At 73.9% G+C, this 16,258-nt stretch carries 16 protein-coding genes; 6 read left to right on the top strand and 10 right to left on the bottom strand.

Features of this window, described 5'->3' with window-relative positions; all coding sequences use genetic code 11:
* Positions 1 to 1,222: 1,222 nt before the first annotated feature.
* The 3 genes from L6E17_RS07085 to mce form a co-directional block, all read right to left on the bottom strand.
* Positions 1,223 to 2,158, bottom strand: a complete 936-nt coding sequence (locus L6E17_RS07085) for a cellulose-binding protein (protein ID WP_071264046.1) — start codon at positions 2,156 to 2,158, stop codon at positions 1,223 to 1,225.
* A 115-nt stretch (positions 2,159 to 2,273) separates the two neighbouring features.
* Complete coding sequence (gene scy, locus L6E17_RS07080; protein WP_236239915.1) at positions 2,274 to 6,542, bottom strand: polarized growth protein Scy; 4,269 nt, start codon at positions 6,540 to 6,542, stop codon at positions 2,274 to 2,276.
* Positions 6,543 to 6,751: 209 nt separating this feature from the next.
* A complete protein-coding gene (gene mce, locus L6E17_RS07075; protein WP_236239914.1) occupies positions 6,752 to 7,216 on the bottom strand; it encodes a methylmalonyl-CoA epimerase in 465 nt (154 codons plus the stop codon).
* A gap of 148 nt (positions 7,217 to 7,364) precedes the next feature.
* On the opposite strand from mce, the gene L6E17_RS07070 reads away from it, so the two are divergent.
* Both L6E17_RS07070 and meaB read left to right on the top strand, forming a co-directional pair.
* Entirely contained in the window at positions 7,365 to 8,576 is a 1,212-nt protein-coding gene (locus L6E17_RS07070; RefSeq protein ID WP_236239913.1) for an acetyl-CoA C-acetyltransferase, read from the top strand.
* A 141-nt stretch (positions 8,577 to 8,717) separates the two neighbouring features.
* Complete coding sequence (gene meaB / locus L6E17_RS07065) at positions 8,718 to 9,674, top strand: methylmalonyl Co-A mutase-associated GTPase MeaB (protein WP_236239912.1); 957 nt, start codon at positions 8,718 to 8,720, stop codon at positions 9,672 to 9,674.
* Between the two features lie 160 nt (positions 9,675 to 9,834).
* Here the strand turns inward: meaB and L6E17_RS07060 are convergent, their stop codons facing one another.
* From L6E17_RS07060 to L6E17_RS07045, 4 genes are all read right to left on the bottom strand, one after another.
* Positions 9,835 to 10,311, bottom strand: coding sequence for a MarR family winged helix-turn-helix transcriptional regulator (locus tag L6E17_RS07060; protein ID WP_236239911.1), 477 nt, complete (start codon positions 10,309 to 10,311; stop codon positions 9,835 to 9,837).
* Between the two features lie 141 nt (positions 10,312 to 10,452).
* Positions 10,453 to 11,256, bottom strand: coding sequence for an AIM24 family protein (locus L6E17_RS07055; protein ID WP_236239910.1), 804 nt, complete (start codon positions 11,254 to 11,256; stop codon positions 10,453 to 10,455).
* Positions 11,253 to 11,903: an AIM24 family protein gene (locus L6E17_RS07050; protein WP_236239909.1), complete on the bottom strand. Its 651-nt coding sequence runs from the start codon at positions 11,901 to 11,903 to the stop codon at positions 11,253 to 11,255. The genes L6E17_RS07055 and L6E17_RS07050 overlap by 4 nt, the downstream gene beginning before the upstream one ends.
* Entirely contained in the window at positions 11,903 to 12,541 is a 639-nt protein-coding gene (locus L6E17_RS07045) for an AIM24 family protein (RefSeq protein WP_236239908.1), read from the bottom strand. The genes L6E17_RS07050 and L6E17_RS07045 overlap by 1 nt, the downstream gene beginning before the upstream one ends.
* 190 nt (positions 12,542 to 12,731) lie before the next feature.
* On the opposite strand from L6E17_RS07045, the gene L6E17_RS07040 reads away from it, so the two are divergent.
* Together L6E17_RS07040 and L6E17_RS07035 are read left to right on the top strand one after the other, a co-directional pair.
* Complete coding sequence (locus tag L6E17_RS07040; protein WP_236239907.1) at positions 12,732 to 13,079, top strand: DUF3817 domain-containing protein; 348 nt, start codon at positions 12,732 to 12,734, stop codon at positions 13,077 to 13,079.
* The gene (locus L6E17_RS07035; RefSeq protein WP_236239906.1) at positions 13,076 to 13,375 is read left to right on the top strand and encodes an MTH1187 family thiamine-binding protein; all 300 of its coding nucleotides are present in this window, start codon (positions 13,076 to 13,078) and stop codon (positions 13,373 to 13,375) included. Before L6E17_RS07040 ends, L6E17_RS07035 begins: the two co-directional genes overlap by 4 nt.
* A 170-nt stretch (positions 13,376 to 13,545) precedes the next feature.
* On the opposite strand, the gene L6E17_RS07030 is transcribed toward L6E17_RS07035, so the two are convergent.
* From L6E17_RS07030 to L6E17_RS07020, 3 genes are all read right to left on the bottom strand, one after another.
* Positions 13,546 to 14,031 (bottom strand): hypothetical protein, encoded by a 486-nt coding sequence (locus L6E17_RS07030; protein WP_236239905.1) that lies wholly within the window; start codon positions 14,029 to 14,031, stop codon positions 13,546 to 13,548.
* Positions 14,028 to 14,354 carry a hypothetical protein gene (locus L6E17_RS07025; RefSeq protein ID WP_236239904.1) on the bottom strand — a complete coding sequence of 109 codons (327 nt, stop codon included), beginning with the start codon at positions 14,352 to 14,354 and terminating at the stop codon, positions 14,028 to 14,030. The genes L6E17_RS07030 and L6E17_RS07025 overlap by 4 nt, the downstream gene beginning before the upstream one ends.
* Before the next feature lie 314 nt (positions 14,355 to 14,668).
* Positions 14,669 to 14,866, bottom strand: coding sequence for a hypothetical protein (locus L6E17_RS07020; RefSeq protein ID WP_236239903.1), 198 nt, complete (start codon positions 14,864 to 14,866; stop codon positions 14,669 to 14,671).
* Positions 14,867 to 15,019: 153 nt separating this feature from the next.
* Between L6E17_RS07020 and L6E17_RS07015 the strand changes: the two genes are divergently transcribed.
* Positions 15,020 to 15,733, top strand: a complete 714-nt coding sequence (locus tag L6E17_RS07015) for a helix-turn-helix transcriptional regulator (RefSeq protein WP_236240387.1) — start codon at positions 15,020 to 15,022, stop codon at positions 15,731 to 15,733.
* A gap of 4 nt (positions 15,734 to 15,737) precedes the next feature.
* A complete protein-coding gene (locus L6E17_RS07010; RefSeq protein ID WP_236239902.1) occupies positions 15,738 to 16,208 on the top strand; it encodes an NUDIX hydrolase in 471 nt (156 codons plus the stop codon).
* Positions 16,209 to 16,258: the final 50 nt, after the last annotated feature.

The following is a 16,258-nucleotide window of genomic DNA, read 5'->3' as shown; positions in this document are numbered from 1 at the left end:
GCACACCCGAACTCCGGGGCCCCGCCGCCGCGGACGGCCCGGTGGCACCGCGCGAGCCGCACCGGGCGGACGCCCGCCCCGGCTTCCCCGGGCGCCCGGTGGCTTCCCCGGGCCCTCGGACGCGGCACGGGCGCCGGCCGCTCCGCCGCTCCGCCGGGCCGCCCGGCGCGGGTCCTGTGCCGCGCCCCGCCCCCACGGGCCGCGCCGACCACCCCGGTACGGCCTCCCCGACTGGCCCCGGCAGCGGACCAGGACGGCGCCGTCCGCGGGCCAGGACGGCGCCGTCCGCGGGCCAGGACGGCATCCCGCGCGGACCAGGACAGCGCCGCCCGCGGGCCAGGCAGCACCGGACCGCGTCAAGCGCCCGGCGGGTGGTCCGCACCACCCATGCCCGGACCCGACTTCCCTCCGACCCACCCGGTCCGCACCCTGCCGTGGCCGGCCCCTGCCTCCCGGTCCGGCTCCGCGTGCGTACGAAGGCGCGTACCCCTCGCGGGTCCGCGCCCAGCCGACCTCGACCGGCACCGCCTCGCGTTCCCGCCCGCCCGCGCCGCCTGATCCTCCCCGCCCTGGTCGCCGCCGCGCGTCCCGGTCCGGCTCCGCGTGCGCATGGAGGCGCGTACCCCTCCCGGGTCCGCGCCCAGCCGACCTCGACCGGCACCGCCTCGCGTTCCCGCCCGCCCGCGCCGCCTGATCCTCCCCGCCCTGGTCGCCGCCGCGCGTCCCGGCCCGGCTCCGCGTGCGCATGGAGGCGCGTACCCCTCCCGGGTCCGCGCCGGCGACCTCCGCATGCACCGCCCCCGCGTGCCTGCCGCCCGTAGGGAGCGTCGGCCGACCGGCGCGCGCCCCTCCCGTACCGGCGCGGTGGCGACCGGCGTCCGGCCTCACTCGCAGGGGTGAGGACGCCCCGCGTGCCCGCCGTCCATGCAGGGCCCGGCGGCCGTCACGTACGGCCCCGGCCCGTCCCGCCCGTACCGGGGTGTGCCGCCCCGACCGCCCGGACGTGTGCCCGGCCGGGCTCGCCGCCCGTGCGGATGCCCGGACCGCCCGGCAGCCCGCCACGCCCGTACGGACGCCCGCCCCGCCCGTACCGGCGCGTGCCGGGCCACCGGGCCACCGGGAGGCCGGGAGGCCGGGAACGCGCGGACGCCGGAGGGCTGCGGTCAGCTCCTCCGGCGTCCGGGGCGGCGGGCGCGGGCCCGCCGGTCAAGGTGTCGGTGCCTCAGCGGGACTGCTGGGCGGGCACCCCGCGGGTGACCTCGTCGTCGCCCGGCACGTTCGCGGCGGCGACGGCCGCACCCGTCAGCGTGGCCAGCATCTCGCGGACGTTGGTCAGCTGGGCGTTGATCGAGTCGCGACGGTTCGTCAGCGCCGCGAGCTCCCGCTCGGATTCGCTGCGGATCCGGTCGGCCTTCGCGTTCGCGTCGGCCACGATGTCCTCGGCCTGCCGCTGCGCCGTCTCCACGGTCTGGCGGGCCCGGCGCTCCGCGTCGGTACGCAGCTTCTCGGCCTCCAGGCGCAGCTGCTCCGCCCGGTGCTCGATCTCCGCGAGCCGCTTCTCGGCCTTCGCCTGACGCGACGCCAGGTCGCGCTCCGACTGCTCGCGCCGCTTCGCGAGGTTCGTCTCGAAGTCGGCGGCCGCCTGCGCCGCCTTCGCCCGGGTCTCCTCGAAGAGCGCGTCCGCCTCCTCGCGCTTCGACTGCGCGTCCTTCTGCGCCTCGGCACGCAGCTGGTTCGCCTCGCCCTGCGCCTTCTCGACGATCCGTACGCCCTCGTCCTCGGCCTTCGCCTTGCGGTCGGCGGCGAACGTCTCCGCGTCGTTGCGCACCTGCTGGGCCGCGGCCTCGGCGAGCTCGCGGTGCTGCTCGGCGGCGCGGCGCGCCTCCTCACGCAGGTCCTTCGCCTCCTCCTCGGCCAGCCGGAGGATCTTCTCGACCCGGGCACCGAGGCCGGCGTACGACGGCTCGGCCTCGCTCACCTGGGCCTGTGCGTTCTGCGTTTCGAGGTGCAGCTCCTCGATGCGCTTTTCCAGAGCTGTGATACGGGCCAGAGCACTGTCACGGTCGGCAACGAGCTTGCTGATGCGGTCGTCCACCTGACCGCGGTCGTAACCACGCCGCACGAGCTCGAAGCCGAAGGGGGAGGAAGTGTCGCTCATGGGGTTCCTGTCGAATGAGACCGGTGAGGTGTTAGGGGGAATCCTAGGGGCCGCAGCGGCGTGTCATCGAGCGGATGACCGTTTGATTGGGAGAATGTCCAGCCTTTTGAGTGGCTTAGCCGGCGTTTGACTTGCCACCCGTACGGGTACCCCCGGCGCCGGCGGCCGCCTTGGTGCTGCTGCCGCTCTCCTTGCCACCGCCACCTCCGGCGGGCGCCTCGAAACTCTCCAACGCCTCCAGCACGGCCTGGACACGGGAGATCTCCCCCTTGATGTCCTCCTGCCGCCGCTCCAGCACCTCCAGTTCGCGCCGCGCGGCCGCCAGCAGCGCGTCCGCCTCCCGCTCGGCGTCCTCCTTGATCTGCTGCGCCTCGCGGTTGACGTCGGTCTTCTTCTGATTGGCCTCCTTCAGCAGGCCCTCCGCCTTCTTCACCGCGGCGATCCGGACCTTGCTGGCCTCCGAATTGGCGTCCGCCACCAGCTCCTTGGCCTTCTCCTCGGCCTGCGCCAGCTTCTCCTCCGCCGTCCTCACCAGCTTGTCGGCGCGCTCGCCCGCGACGCGGGCCTGCTCGGCGCTCTCCTGCCGGGCCCGCTCGTGCAGCTCCTCGATCTCCGACTCGGTGCGCGTACGCAGCTCCTCGACGCGCTCCCTTATGGCGTTGGCGTCCCGGCGCGCACCGACCAGCAGCTCGTCCGCGTCCGTGCGGGCCTTCTCCACCAGGGCGTTGCCCTCGATGGTCGCCTCGGACACGATCCGCTCGGCCTCCTTGCGGGCCGCGCCGACCATCGTGTCGGCCTGCGCCTCGGCGTCGGTGGTGGCGCGCAGCGCCTCCTCCTGGGCCTTCGCCACGAGCTGGTCGGCCTGCTCGGCCGCGTCCGCCCGCCGCTTGCCGGCGTCCTCGCGCGCCTCGTCCCGCAGCCGGTCGGCTTCCGCGCGGGCCTCCGCCCGCACCCGGTCGGCCGTCTTCTCGGTCTCCTTGAGGTGCTGCTCGGCCTCCCTGCGGATCCGCTCCGCAGCCTGCTGGGCCGCGCCGACCTTCTCGGCGGCCTCGGCCCGCAGCCGCTCCGCCTGGTCGGCGGCTTCGGCGGTGAGCCGTTCGGCTTCCGCGGCGGCCTTGGTGACGAGTTCGTCGGCCTGGGCGGCGGCGTCGGAGCGGCGCTTGCCGGCGTCCTTGCGTGCCTCGTCGAGGAGGCGGTCGGCTTCGGCGCGGGCCTTGTCGAGGACCTGTTCGCCGTCGGCGCGGGCGGCGGTGCGCAGGCGCTCGGCCTCGGCTTCGCCGTCCGCCTTGACCTGCTCGGCCTCGGTGCGCAGCCGCGCGGCCTCCTCGCGGGCCTCCTCCAGCGTCCCGGCGGCTTCGGCGGTGAGCTGTTCGGCTTCTGCGGCGGCCTTGGTGACGAGTTCGTCGGCCTGGGCGGCGGCGTCGGAGCGGCGCTTGCCGGCGTCCTTGCGTGCCTCGTCGAGGAGGCGGTCGGCTTCGGCGCGGGCCTTGTCGAGGACCTGTTCGCCGTCGGCGCGGGCGGCGGTGCGCAGGCGCTCGGCCTCGGCTTCGCCGTCCGCCTTGACCTGCTCGGCCTCGGCCGTGGCGTCGGACACCAGCTTCTCCGCCTCGGCGGACGCCTCCGTGACGAGCCGGTCCGCCTGCTCCGCCGCCTCCGACCGGATGCGGTTGGCGTCGCCCCTGGCCTCCTGCCGGGTGCGCGCCGCGTCCTGCTCCGCGGAGGCCAGCGCGTCGGACGCCTCCGTCCGCACCCGCTGCCCGTACTCGGCCGCGTCCGCCCTGGCCTTCTCGGCCTCCTCCAGCGCCTCCCGCACGGTCCGCTCGGCCAGCGCCTTCGCCGCGTCGGACTCCTCGCGCGCCCGGTCCCGCAGCCGCGTGGCGTCCTCCGAGGCGCGCTCCCGCTCCTCGTACGCGTCGCCGCGGACCCGGTCGGCCTCCTCCTGGGCCTCCGTCCTGGTGCGCTCCGCGGCGTGCTCGGCCGCCGACCGCAGCCCGGCGATCTCCTCCTCGGCCTGCTCCTGGAGGCCCGCGACGGACTCCCGCACCTCGCGCGCGGTCTGCTCGGCGGCGCCGACCATCTCCGCGGCCCGCCGCTCGGCCTCCTCGACCAGCCGCTGCGCCTCGGCCTGCGCCTCGTCGACCCGCTTGCGGGCCGACGCCAGCAGCTCCTCGCTCTGCTCCCGGGCGCGGCGGCGCTCCTGGTCCGCCTCGCCGCGCGCGGCGCCCAGCGTCTCCTCGGCCTCCCGGCGGCGCCGGTTGGCCTCCTCCTGCGCGGCCGCCAACTCCTCCGCGGCCTCCGTCTTCAGCCGCTCGGCGGCGGCCTGCGCCTCGGCGCGGAGCCGGTCCGCGGCGTCCTGCGCCTCCGCCTTGAGCCGCTCCGCCTCCGCGGACGCCTCCGCCCGGAGCCGTACCGCCGTGTTCTCCGCCTCGGCGCGCGCCGCCGACGCGTCCGCCGCGGCCTCCGTGCGCAGCCGCTGCGCCTCGGCCTCGGCCTCCTCCTGGAGCGCACGGCGCCGCTCGGCGGACTCGGTGCGCAGCCGCTCGGTCTCCTCGGCGGCCTCCCGGCGCAGCCGCTCGCCCTCCGCGCGGGCGTCGGCCAGGGTCTGCTCGGCCGACACGAGCCGCGCCTCGGCCTCCGACTGGAGCCGCGCCAGCTCCTCGGCGGCCTCCTCCCGGCGGGCGGTGATGCCCCGCTCGGTCTCCTCCCGCAGCGCGGCGGCAGCGGCCTCGGCCGCCGCCTTCACCGACGCGGCCTGCTCTTCGGCGTCCGCGCGCAGCTGCTCGGCCTCGCCGCGGGTGCGCTCCAGGGCCTCGTCGGCCTGCTGGCGCAGCGCGGCGGCCCGCTCGATGGCCTCGGCGCGGACCCGCTCGCTGTCGGTGCTCGCGGCGGTGCGCAGCTCGTCGGCGTCCGACTTCGCCTTGGTGAGGAGCTCCTCGGCCTTCTTCGCGGCCTCCTCGATCTGCTGGACGACCTCCCGGCGGGCCTCCGCCCGGATCCGCTCGCCCTCCGCGATGGCCTCGGCGCGCAGCTGCTCGGCCTCGCCGCGCAGCCGCCGCGCCTCCTCCTGGAGCTCGACGGTCTTGGCGCGGTACTCCTTGGTGTCGTCCTTGGCGGCGCCGCGCAGCTGCTCGGCGGTGTCGGCGGCCTCGCTGACCAGCCGGTCCGCCTCCGCCTCCGCCTCCCGGCGGATCCGCTCGGCCTCCTCGCCCGCCTTGCGGGTGGTGGCCTGGGCCTCCTCGGACGCCTTGCCGAGCATCTCCTCGGCGCTGCGGGCTGCCTGGGCGAGCTGGGCGGCGGAGTCCTCGGCGGCCTTCGTACGGGCCTTCTCCGCGGCCGTCGCGATCAGCTTGTCGGCCTCGGCGCGGGCGTCCGCGAGGGCCTGCTCGGCCTCCGCCTTGAGCGCCTCGGCCTCCTTGGTCGCCTCGCCGACGAGCCGGGCGATCTCCGCCTTGGCGGTACGGCTGCGCTGCTCGTTCGCGGAGTCGGCGGCCGCCAGGCGCTTGGCCGCGTCCTCCGTGGCGGCCGCGACCAGCTTGTCGGCCTCCGCGCGGGCCTCCCGCAGCCGCTCCTCGGCCTCCTGCATGCGCTGCTCGGCGCCCCGGCTGAGCTCGGTGGCCTGCCGGCGCGCCTGCTCGGCCTCCGCCGTGGTGGCGGTGCGGACCTGCTCCGCGTGGCTGGTGGCCTCCTGGGCCTGGGCGGACGCGGCGTTCAGGAGCCGCTCGGCGTCCTTGCGGGCGCGCAGCAGGAGCGCCTCGGCCTCGGCGCGGGCGGCCTCCGCCTCGGCGCCGACCCGGTGGCGGGTCTCCTCGGCGAGCCGGGCGGCCTCCGCGCGGGCGGCGGCCAAGGCCTGCTCGGCCTCGGCGCGGGACTCCTCAAGCAGCCGGCGGGCCTGCTGCTCGGTGCGGGAGCGGAGCTGCTCCGCCCACGCCACGTTCTCGTTGACGTGCGCCTCGACGGTCTGCCGCCGCTCGGCGAGCTCCTGGTCGAGCTGCTGGCGGCGCTGCACCGCCTCGTTGTGCAACTCGGCCTGGAGGCGGGCCTGGTGCTCGGCGTGCTCCTGGAGTATGCGCTGCGTCTGGGCGCGGGCCTCGCGCAGTTCGCGCTCGGCGTCCGAGCGCATCTGCTCGGCCTGCGCCTGGGCGGTGCGCAGCATCTGCTCGGCCTGGTAGCCGGCCTCGTTCGGATCGACGTAGGCAGGGCGGGACGCGATGGTGCGCCGTGCCTCGTGGAGCTTGGCGCGCAAGACCTCGACCTGGTAACCGAGGTCCTCGGCGTGCTGGACGGCCTTCTCCCGCTCGGTCTTCAGCCGGTCCATCTCGGCTTCGAACCGCGAAAGGTGGTCGTCGTCAGCCCGGTGGCTCTCCTGGCGTTCGTAGCCCCGCACTGCGCGGTCCCATCCGTCCCCTGGTCGCGAACTCTCCTTGCAGGGGTACCGTCCGCCGGCGAACGGACCCCCCGGGGAATGGTGTCAGATCGGCGCCCCGCGGCGCCTTTCGGCGCCTGGCGACGACCCGACGGCGACGGTGCCGCGGCGCGGCCCCGCTCCGGCCCCGGCCCGGAGCCGCCCACTCTACCGGGCCGGGAATCGGGCGGTCAGTGCTCCGCTGAGGGGACTTCAGCCGCGGAGCCGGAGGCGGACCCGGCGGACGTGACCAGCTCGGTGAGCACGCCGTGGCAGTCCTTGGGGTGCAGGAACGTGATCCGCGAGCCCATCGAGCCGCGCCGCGGCTCGTCGTACAGGACCCGCACGCCCTTGGCGCGGACGGCCTCCGCATCGCCGTCCACGTCGGCCGTGCCGAAGGCGATGTGGTGGACGCCCTCGCCGTTCTTGGCCAGCCACTTCGCGACCGTGGAGTCCTCGCGGGTGGGCTCCAGCAGCTGGAGGTAGGAGGCGCCGCCGTCCGACGTCTCGTTGATCTTGAGCATGGCTTCGCGGACGCCCTGCTCCTCGTTGGTCTCGGTGTGGAACACCTGGAAGCCGTAGGTCGTTGTGTAGAACTCGACGGTCTTGTCGAGGTCGAAGCACGCGATCCCGATGTGGTCGATTCTCGTGAGCATGTGACCAGTGGAGCGCTCCATTGAGCGGTTACGCAACGTGCGCGCCGTCACACCATCCGCCCGGTGACCGAGGCAGGTACCGCTCAGTACATTGACGGTAAACCCTCGTTCACTCCGCAGCCCCCCAGGCTGGAAGGGGATCGTCCTCATGTCTGGAACGACCGGTACCACCTCCGTCATCGTCGCTGGAGCCCGTACGCCCATGGGCCGGCTGCTCGGCTCCCTGAAGTCCTTCTCCGGCGCCGACCTCGGCGGCTTCGCCATCAAGGCCGCGCTGGACCGGGCGGGCATCGGCGGCGACCAGGTGCAGTACGTGATCATGGGCCAGGTGCTCCAGGCGGGCGCCGGCCAGATCCCCGCCCGGCAGGCCGCCGTCAAGGCCGGCATCCCGATGCACGTCCCGGCGCTCACCATCAACAAGGTGTGCCTGTCCGGCCTGGACGCCATCGCCCTCGCGGACCAGCTGATCCGCGCCGGCGAGTTCGACATCGTCGTGGCCGGCGGCCAGGAGTCCATGACGAACGCCCCGCACCTGCTGCCGAAGTCCCGCGACGGCTTCAAGTACGGCGCCGTCCAGATGCTGGACGCCATGGCCCACGACGGCCTGACCGACTCCTTCGAGGGCATCGCCATGGGCGAGTCCACGGAGAAGCACAACACCCGCCTGGGCATCGCCCGCCCCGAGCAGGACGAGATCGCCGCCCTGTCGCACCAGCGGGCGGCGGCCGCGCAGAAGAACGGCCTCTTCGAGGCCGAGATCACCCCCGTGGAGATCCCGCAGCGCAAGGGCGACCCGGTCGTCTTCGCCAAGGACGAGGGCATCCGCCCGGAGACCACCGTCGAGTCCCTCGGCAAGCTCCGCCCGGCCTTCGCCAAGGACGGCACGATCACCGCGGGCACCTCCTCGCAGATCTCCGACGGCGCCGCGGCCGTCGTCGTGATGAGCAAGGCCAAGGCGCAGGAGCTGGGCCTGGAGTGGATCGCGGAGATCGGCGCCCACGGCAACGTCGCGGGCCCGGACAACTCGCTGCAGTCGCAGCCGTCCAACGCCATCCGCCACGCCCTGAAGAAGGAGGGCCTCCAGGTCGCGGACCTCGACCTGATCGAGATCAACGAGGCGTTCGCCGCCGTGGCCGTGCAGTCAATGAAGGACCTCGGGGTATCCCCGGAAAAGGTGAACGTGAACGGCGGTGCGATCGCCCTGGGCCACCCGATCGGCATGTCCGGGGCCCGTATCGTGCTGCACCTGGCACTGGAGCTGAAGCGGCGCGGCGGCGGTGTCGGCGCGGCCGCGCTGTGCGGCGGCGGCGGCCAGGGCGACGCGCTGATCGTCAAGGTGCCGGGCGCCTCGTCGAAGTGACGGGCACGGCGCAGTAGGCACACGGGCACGCGGCGCCGCGGACCGCCGGGCGTACGGCGCCCGCGGCCCGCGGCGCCGCAGGCAACGGCACCGCGGTCACGCGGTCGGCGCGGTACGGGAAGTTAGGAGCTCTGGTACGTGATGGTGGACGTCCCCGCCCTGGTGGCGCAGGCACGGGAGGGCAGGCCGCGGGCCGTGGCCCGGCTGATCTCGCTCGTGGAGGGGGCGTCCCCGCAGCTCCGTGAGGTGATGGCGACGCTGGCCCCGCTCACCGGCGGCGCGTACGTGGTGGGCCTCACGGGCTCGCCCGGCGTCGGCAAGTCCACGTCGACGTCGGCGCTGGTGACCGCGTACCGGAAGGCGGGCAAGCGGGTCGGCGTCCTGGCCGTGGACCCCTCCTCGCCGTTCTCGGGCGGCGCCCTGCTGGGCGACCGGGTCCGGATGTCCGAGCACGCCTCGGACCCCGGCGTGTACATCCGCTCCATGGCCACCCGCGGCCACCTGGGCGGCCTGGCGTGGGCGGCCCCGCAGGCGATCCGCGTGCTGGACGCGGCGGGCTGCGACGTGATCCTCGTGGAGACGGTCGGCGTCGGCCAGTCCGAGGTGGAGATCGCCTCCCAGGCCGACACCTCCGTCGTCCTGCTGGCGCCCGGCATGGGCGACGGCATCCAGGCGGCGAAGGCGGGCATCCTGGAGATCGGCGACGTGTACGTGGTGAACAAGGCCGACCGGGACGGCGCCGACGCCACGGCCCGCGAGCTGAACCACATGCTGGGCCTCGGCGAGGCGCGTGCCGCGGGCGACTGGCGGCCGCCGATCGTGAAGACGGTCGCCGCGCGGGGCGAGGGCGTCGACGAGGTCGTGGAGGCGCTGGAGAAGCACCGCGCCTGGATGGAGGAGCACGGCGTCCTCGCCGCGCGGCGCAGGGCCCGCGCGGCGCACGAGGTGGAGACCATCGCGGTGACCGCGCTGCGCGAGCGGATCGGCGACCTGCACGGCGACCGCCGGCTGGAGGCGCTCGCGGAGCGCATCGTGGCGGGCGGACTCGACCCGTACGCGGCGGCCGACGAGCTCGTGGCGGGCCTTACCGGGAACTGACGCCCGCCCGGCCGCGACGGCGGCCCCCGCCCCTCGTGACGCGAGGGGGCGGGGGCTGCCGGACGTCTGTGTGCGGTGCGGTCCTGTGGGGGACTGTCGGCGTGGTCCTCACCGGGACGGCGGGCACCCCGCGGGGCGGCGCGGGGCGGCGGGGGAGCGGCTACGGCTTCCCGCGCAGGCCGCGCAGCTCCTCCGCGACGGGCGTGAGGGCGGCGTGCATCGCGCTCAGCGCCTCGGGTGAGAGCCGGTCGATGAAGTGGCGCCGTACGGAGTCGACGTGGTGCGGGGCCACCTTGTGCATGGTCTCCATGCCCTGGTCGGTGAGGACCGCGAACAGCCCCCGCCGGTCGGACTCGCAGTTCTCACGGCGCACCAGGCCCGCGTTCTCCATACGCGTGATCTGGTGCGAGAGGCGGCTCTTGGACTGGAGCGTGGCGGCCGCCAGGTCGCTCATGCGCATCCGCCGCTCCGGGGACTCCGACAGGTTCACGAGGATCTCGTAGTCGTTGTTGGTCAGTCCGAACGGCTGGAGGTCCTTCTCCAGCTGGTACGTCAGCAGTCTGTTGACGTCCAGGTACGTGCGCCAGGCGCACTGCTCCGCGTCGGTCAGCCACGGGGTGGCCGTCTCGGTCTCCATAGATGGATTCTACCTAAACAGTTGAAATGTGGACGAAGTGAACGACGTGCGGTGACGCCTGCTCCGCTCCCCGTCCCCCGTCCCCGTACGCCCGCACGGCAGTGCAGACGTTCGAGCGCGTCACCCTCCGCAGACTACCGCTCACAGCCCGAAGCGGCGCTGGAGGTCCCCCAGCTGACCGGGAAGGCGCGGTACGGAGCCGTGCTGGCCGTGGCCGGAACCGTGCCCGTGCCCGTGTCCCCCGTGCGCACCGCCACCGGGGACGCCGGGCTCGTGCGGCACGGTTCCCGTGGCCTGCTCCGGCATCAGCGCCTCCGTCGACTGGAGCAGCACCGTCCCGGCGCCCACGAACTCGAACTGGTGCTCCTCGCCCGAGGCCCCGCCGAGCCCCGTCAGCGCCCGCACCCCGCCCATCACGCCGCGCAGGTAGGAGTGGTCGTAGTGGTGGCACGGCGAGGGGCAGTCCGCCCACCCCACGAGCGCCTGCGGGTCCGCCCGGATCGGCGGCTCCATGAACACCACCTCGCCGTTGGAGGCGGCCACGAACTTCCCCGTGCCGATCAGCGTCAGGAACCCGGGCACGATCGACTGCTTCAGCGACAGCGACGGCTCGAAGGCCAGCAGGTTCCCGGCCCGGATCGTCAGGTTGCCGTCCTCCAGGTCGAAGGAGTTCACGTCGAAGGCCCGGTCCGCGAGCAGTATCTTCCCGCTGCCCTCCGCCACCACCCAGTCACTCGCGTGCATCGGCGAGTGGAAGCTGCCGCGCACCAGCCGCTCCAGCGGCCCGTGCCCCACGCCGTTGAACGCGATGCTCCCGTAGTAGGCGATCATCTTGCCCTTCTGCAGGAACCACCGGGAGCCCTTGAGCTCCACGCAGAAGGTGTACGCGTTGACGTTGTCGTCGCTCGGCAGCGACACCGGGTCGTACACGACGGACGCGTTCACAGCTTCTCCTCCGAGGCCTGGACGTACACCGCACCACTGCCGCTCAGCTCCAGCTGGAACGCCTCGCCCGAGCCGCGCCCCACCATGTCGCGCCAGCCCAGCGCGGTGGAGAGCTTGTTCCGCACGTCGCCGTGGTGCGCGACGTACGCCTGCGGGTCCACATGGACCGGCCGCCCCGGGGCGATGGGCAGCTCGATCACCCCGCCGTGGGCCATGACGGCCACGGACCCGTGCCCCTTGAGCGTGGTGGTGAAGAGGCCCTGCCCGGTCACCTGGCCGCGGACCATGCCCATGACGCCGCCCTGCGAGCCCATGAACATGGTGCCCTGCTCCAGGGTGCCGTCGAAGGCGAGCAGCCGGTCCGCCTCGACGTACAGCGTGTCCCCGGTGAGCCGGATGACCTGCACGTGGTGGCCGCCGTGCCCGAACAGGACCGTGCCGCTGCCCTCGACGGTCATGAGCGGCGCCGCCTCGTTGGCGACGCGCCGGCCGATCATGGCCATCACGCCGCCCTGGCCGCCGGTGATGTTCGGCGTGAAAGTGACGTCCCCGCGGTACGCCAGCATGGCGCCGCGCTGGCTGAACAACCGCTGCCCCGGCGTGAGGACGGCCTCCACCATCTTGGAGTTGATCTCCCGGAACGGCATCAGACGTCGCCTCCGACCGTGTTGCGCTCGCTGGGCTGCACGTACACGATCCCGTCGCCCTCAAAGCGGATCTGGAACGCCTCGCCGCCGCCCTCGCCCATGAAGGTGCGGAAGGTCACACCGGACTGGAACGTCTGCTGGAGGTTGCCCTGGTGGGCGATGTACGCGCCCGGGTCCACCGACAGCGGGTACTGCGGGCTGACGCGGAGCACCACGGCCGGCCCGTCGGACATGACCGCGACCTGGCCGGAGCCCTCCACCGTGGTGGTGAACAGCCCGTTGCCGGAGGCGCCGCCGCGCAGCCCGGTGAAGGTGGTGCCGGTCCGCAGGGCCGCGTCCGCGCAGAGCAGGTTGCTGGCCTCGACCCACAGCTTGTCCCCGTGCAGGCCCAGGACCGTGATGTCGGAGGCGCGGTCGGCGAAGAAGCAGGTGCCCTGCCCCCGCACCTCCATGACCTCCATCTGCTCGCCGGTGAGCCGCCGGGTGACCATGCCGCGCAGGCCCTCACCGCCGCCGGTCATCTTCTTGAACGCCATCTGGCCCTCGTACGCGACCATCGAGCCGTTCTTCGCCTTGACGGCGTCCCCGGTCAGGTCGACGGCCAGCACTCTGCTGCCTTGAAGTCGGAAGGTTGCCACGCCCCGACGGTAACCGGCGGCGCGGCGGACCCGACAGGTCCCCGAGGAGGAGGGCGACCCGGAGAAGGGCCCCAGTTAAAGGGTTGGCAAAGCCGCCTGTCACAATGGGAGCCGCTTGTGCACGCGTTCACAAGATCGTGCCCGGCGCCACCGATCCGTCCGTACACCACCACACCGGAAGGTGCCTTCCGTGGACATCAAGACCGCATCCGCCCTCCACCGCCTGCGCCTGGTCTCGGGCCCCGAGGCCGTGTCCTTCATCCTGCTGCTGATCTGCTCGGTCCTGAAGCGGACGACGGACTTCAACGCGGTCCCCGTCATGGGCGCGATCCACGGCCTGCTGTTCGTCCTCTACGCCCTCTTCTGGCTGGACGCCTGGAACAAGGCGAAGTGGCCGCTCAAGACCGCCGCCCTCTACTTCGTGCTGTCGGTCCTCCCCTTCGGCGGCTTCGTCGCGGACCGCAGGCTCAAGCGCGAGGCCGACGACATGGTCGCCGCGTCGCGCGCCGACCGCAAGGGCGTGGTGGACGCCGCGTGATCGTCGCCTTCAGCGTCACGCCGCTGGGCGTGGGGGAGGACGTCGGCGCGTACGTCGCCGACGCGGTGCGGGTCGTCCGCGAGTCGGGCCTGCCGAACCGCACGGACGCGATGTTCACGACCCTCGAAGGCGAGTGGGACGAGGTGATGGACGTCGTGAAGCGCGCCGTGGCCGCGGTCGAGGCCCGCGCGCCCCGCGTCTCGGTCGTCCTGAAGGCCGACATCCGCCCGGGCGTCACGGACGGCCTGACCTCCAAGGTCGCGACGGTGGAGCGGCACCTGTCAGCCGGGGCCTGAGCCCGCGGGGGCGGCCCGCAGCGCCCCGCCGACAGCGGGGGCCGGCAGGTGCGTACCGGCCGGCAGCGGCACTGCCGGCCGGGGCTCGCGCCTCGCGGGGACGGTGCGCAGCGGCACGGCGGCACGGGGGCACGGGGGCCAGGCCGGTGGCGGGCCGCTGCGCGGAGGGCTCACACGGCGTGGACGTGCACGTCCGGCGGGTCCAGTACCGCGAGGTAGGCGGCGATGTCCTGCGGGTCGCTGGTGAAGACCACCGCGCTGCCGTGCTTGGCAGCGGCCAGCGCCACACAGGCGTCCACCGCGTCGGGCCGCTTCTTGGCGGGGAGGTCGGCCTGCCCCAGGAGGGTGCCGACGCGGTGCCAGTCCGCCAGGTCGAGGCCCGTCGCGCAGGCGATGCACTCGGGCCGGCCCGCCTTCGTCTCGCGCATCGGCGGGGCGGAGCCGCGCGTCCGCGGCACCGTGCAGTCCTTGAGGACGGCGCCCAGGACGTGCACGAGGGCCGGATGCGGGCGCCACACCTGGGCGAGCACCGGCCCGAGGACCACTGCCCGATGCGGGGCGGCCCTCAGCGCTTCGTGCAGGCGGACCGGTTTGGCCCTGCGGTCCGCCAGGGCGATCAGCATCCCCGTGCCGTAGACGGGGACCCGTGCCTTCACGCGGCCTCTCCTGGGCGGGCGCCGGCCCGGTCCGGCCCGAAGACGAGATCGAGGGCGGAGTCGACGTCCCGCTGCTCCTGCTCGGTCAGCTCACCGACGGGTGCCGTGGCCTCCCCGGGAATGCGCGCCGCCTCGGCCACGGCCGCCGCGATGACGGCGTCCACCCCTGCGAACCGGTCCTCTATGGCATCCGTCTCGGCCATCTGCCGGGTGGCGGCGTGCACGAGGTACGCGGACACGTCCAGACCTGCCCGCTCGGCGTGCCGCCTGATGCGCTCGGCCTGGTGCTCCTCAAGGCTGATGCTGATCCTGGTCTTCGCCACGCGTCGAGTGTATGACGCGTATTACGGCGAGCCAAGCGCCCGCGGCCGACCCGCCCCGCCCGGCGACCGTCCCGCCCGCGCCCGCAGGTTCGCGTGCCGGGGACGACCGCTTCCCGCCGCTCCGGAGCGGCCCCGTCAGCCGGGGCCCGAGCCCCGCGAGGGCGGCGCGCACCGGCGGCAGCGGCACGGGGGCCACGCCGCTGTCAGTAGCAGGGGCGGGCCGTCGGCGGTGGCCACGGTCCGCCGGGGGCCCCAGGTGCGCCCGCCGTCCCGGGAGACGCGCAGGGTCATCAGGGGCCGGGGCTCCACGCCGCTCACCGGTGACCCTGCGGGTGCCGCCGCAGCAGGACGTCGTAGCCGGACACCTTCGCCATGTCCCCCCGCTCCCGTGCCGCCGCCCGTACGTCCACGAGCCACGCACAGGCGGGGCACCCCTCGACGGGGCCGGGCTCCGGCGCCGGCCGCATCGGCAGGTCGAGGGGCGGGGTGCTGTACCGCTTGGGTTCGATCACGGTGCGATCGTCGCGCCGTTCATCAGGACGAAGGAACCACGTACGTTCCCCACTTCGGGACGTCCTGACTGCCGTACAACGTCCCTGGAAGAGTCCCGGTGTCCAGAGGAGGTTCGGATGGGGACTGCGGCGAATGGACGCCTGCGGCTGGTCATGGCGTCCGGAGGGTGGACATGCTCCGCGCTGGCAGGGGCCGTGGGTGTCGATCCCAAGACCGTTGAACGGTGGGTGAACCTGGGGCGGACTCCGCGGCGCGGCGTCGCGCTGAAGGCGGCGGAGACCCTGGGAGAGGACGTGCACGAGCTGTGGCCCGCTCTCCGGCAGTCGCGGGCTGCGCGAGCTGTCAGTCCCGAACTGGTCGCGTTGTACGAGCAGAGGGCCGACATGCCCGTGTCCATGTTCGCGGAACTTGTGGCCCGGGCGCGACAGCAGGTCGATGTGCTGGTGTATGCGGCTGTATATCTCCATGAGGCGTATCCGAGGCTCAACGAGGTCCTGTGTGAGCGGGCTGCCGCCGGATGCTCTATCCGTATCGCGGTCGGGGACCCGGAGAGCCCCTGCGTACAGGCGCGTGGCACGGAGGAGAGGTTTGGACTCGGCATCGAGTCGCGGTGCCGCCTCGCTCTCATGCACTACCGCCCGCTGCTCGCAACGCCTGGCTTCGAGCTGCGCACCCACGGAACGACCCTGTACAACAGCATCTATCGCGTGGACGACCACATGCTGGTCAACGCGCACGTGTGGGGTGTCAACGCCTACCGGGCGCCCGTGTGGCACCTCAGGCGCGAAGGCCCCGGCGGCTTGTTCGATACCTACGCGGACAGTTTCGCCAGGGCGTGGGACACCGCGCAGGCCGTGGAAGAGTGAGCCCATGGCCAGGACCGAGTACTACGACGATCCGAACGCGCCCCGGCCCAACAGCATGGTGGTGGCGGCGTCCGCCGTGGTCACTGATGACGAAGGCCGAGTGCTGCTTCAGCGGCGCCGCGACAACGACCTGTGGGCGCTGCCGGGCGGCGCCATGGACATGGGGGAGTCGCTGCCGGCCGCCGCCGCGCGGGAGGTCAAGGAGGAGACGGGGTTCGACGTCGAGATCACCGGGCTTGTCGGCACCTACACCGATCCCCGTCACATCATCGCCTACAGCGACGGCGAGGTGCGGCGGCAGTTCAACATCTGCTTCACGGCCCGTCTCGCGGGCGGTGCCCTCGCCGTGTCGGACGAAAGCACCGACGTGCGCTTCGTGGCGGTCGAGGACCTTGCGTCACTCCCGATGCACCACACGCAGCGGCTGCGCCTCCAGCACTACCTGCAACGGCGCCCGCACCCGTACCTCGGCTGACCGCGCCCGCGCCCCGCCCGGCGACCGTCCCGCCCGCGCCCGCACGTTCG

Source organism: Streptomyces sp. CC228A (genome assembly GCF_021390935.1).
GTDB lineage: Bacteria > Actinomycetota > Actinomycetes > Streptomycetales > Streptomycetaceae > Streptomyces.
This window is presented reverse-complemented; position numbering and strand designations above follow the sequence as displayed.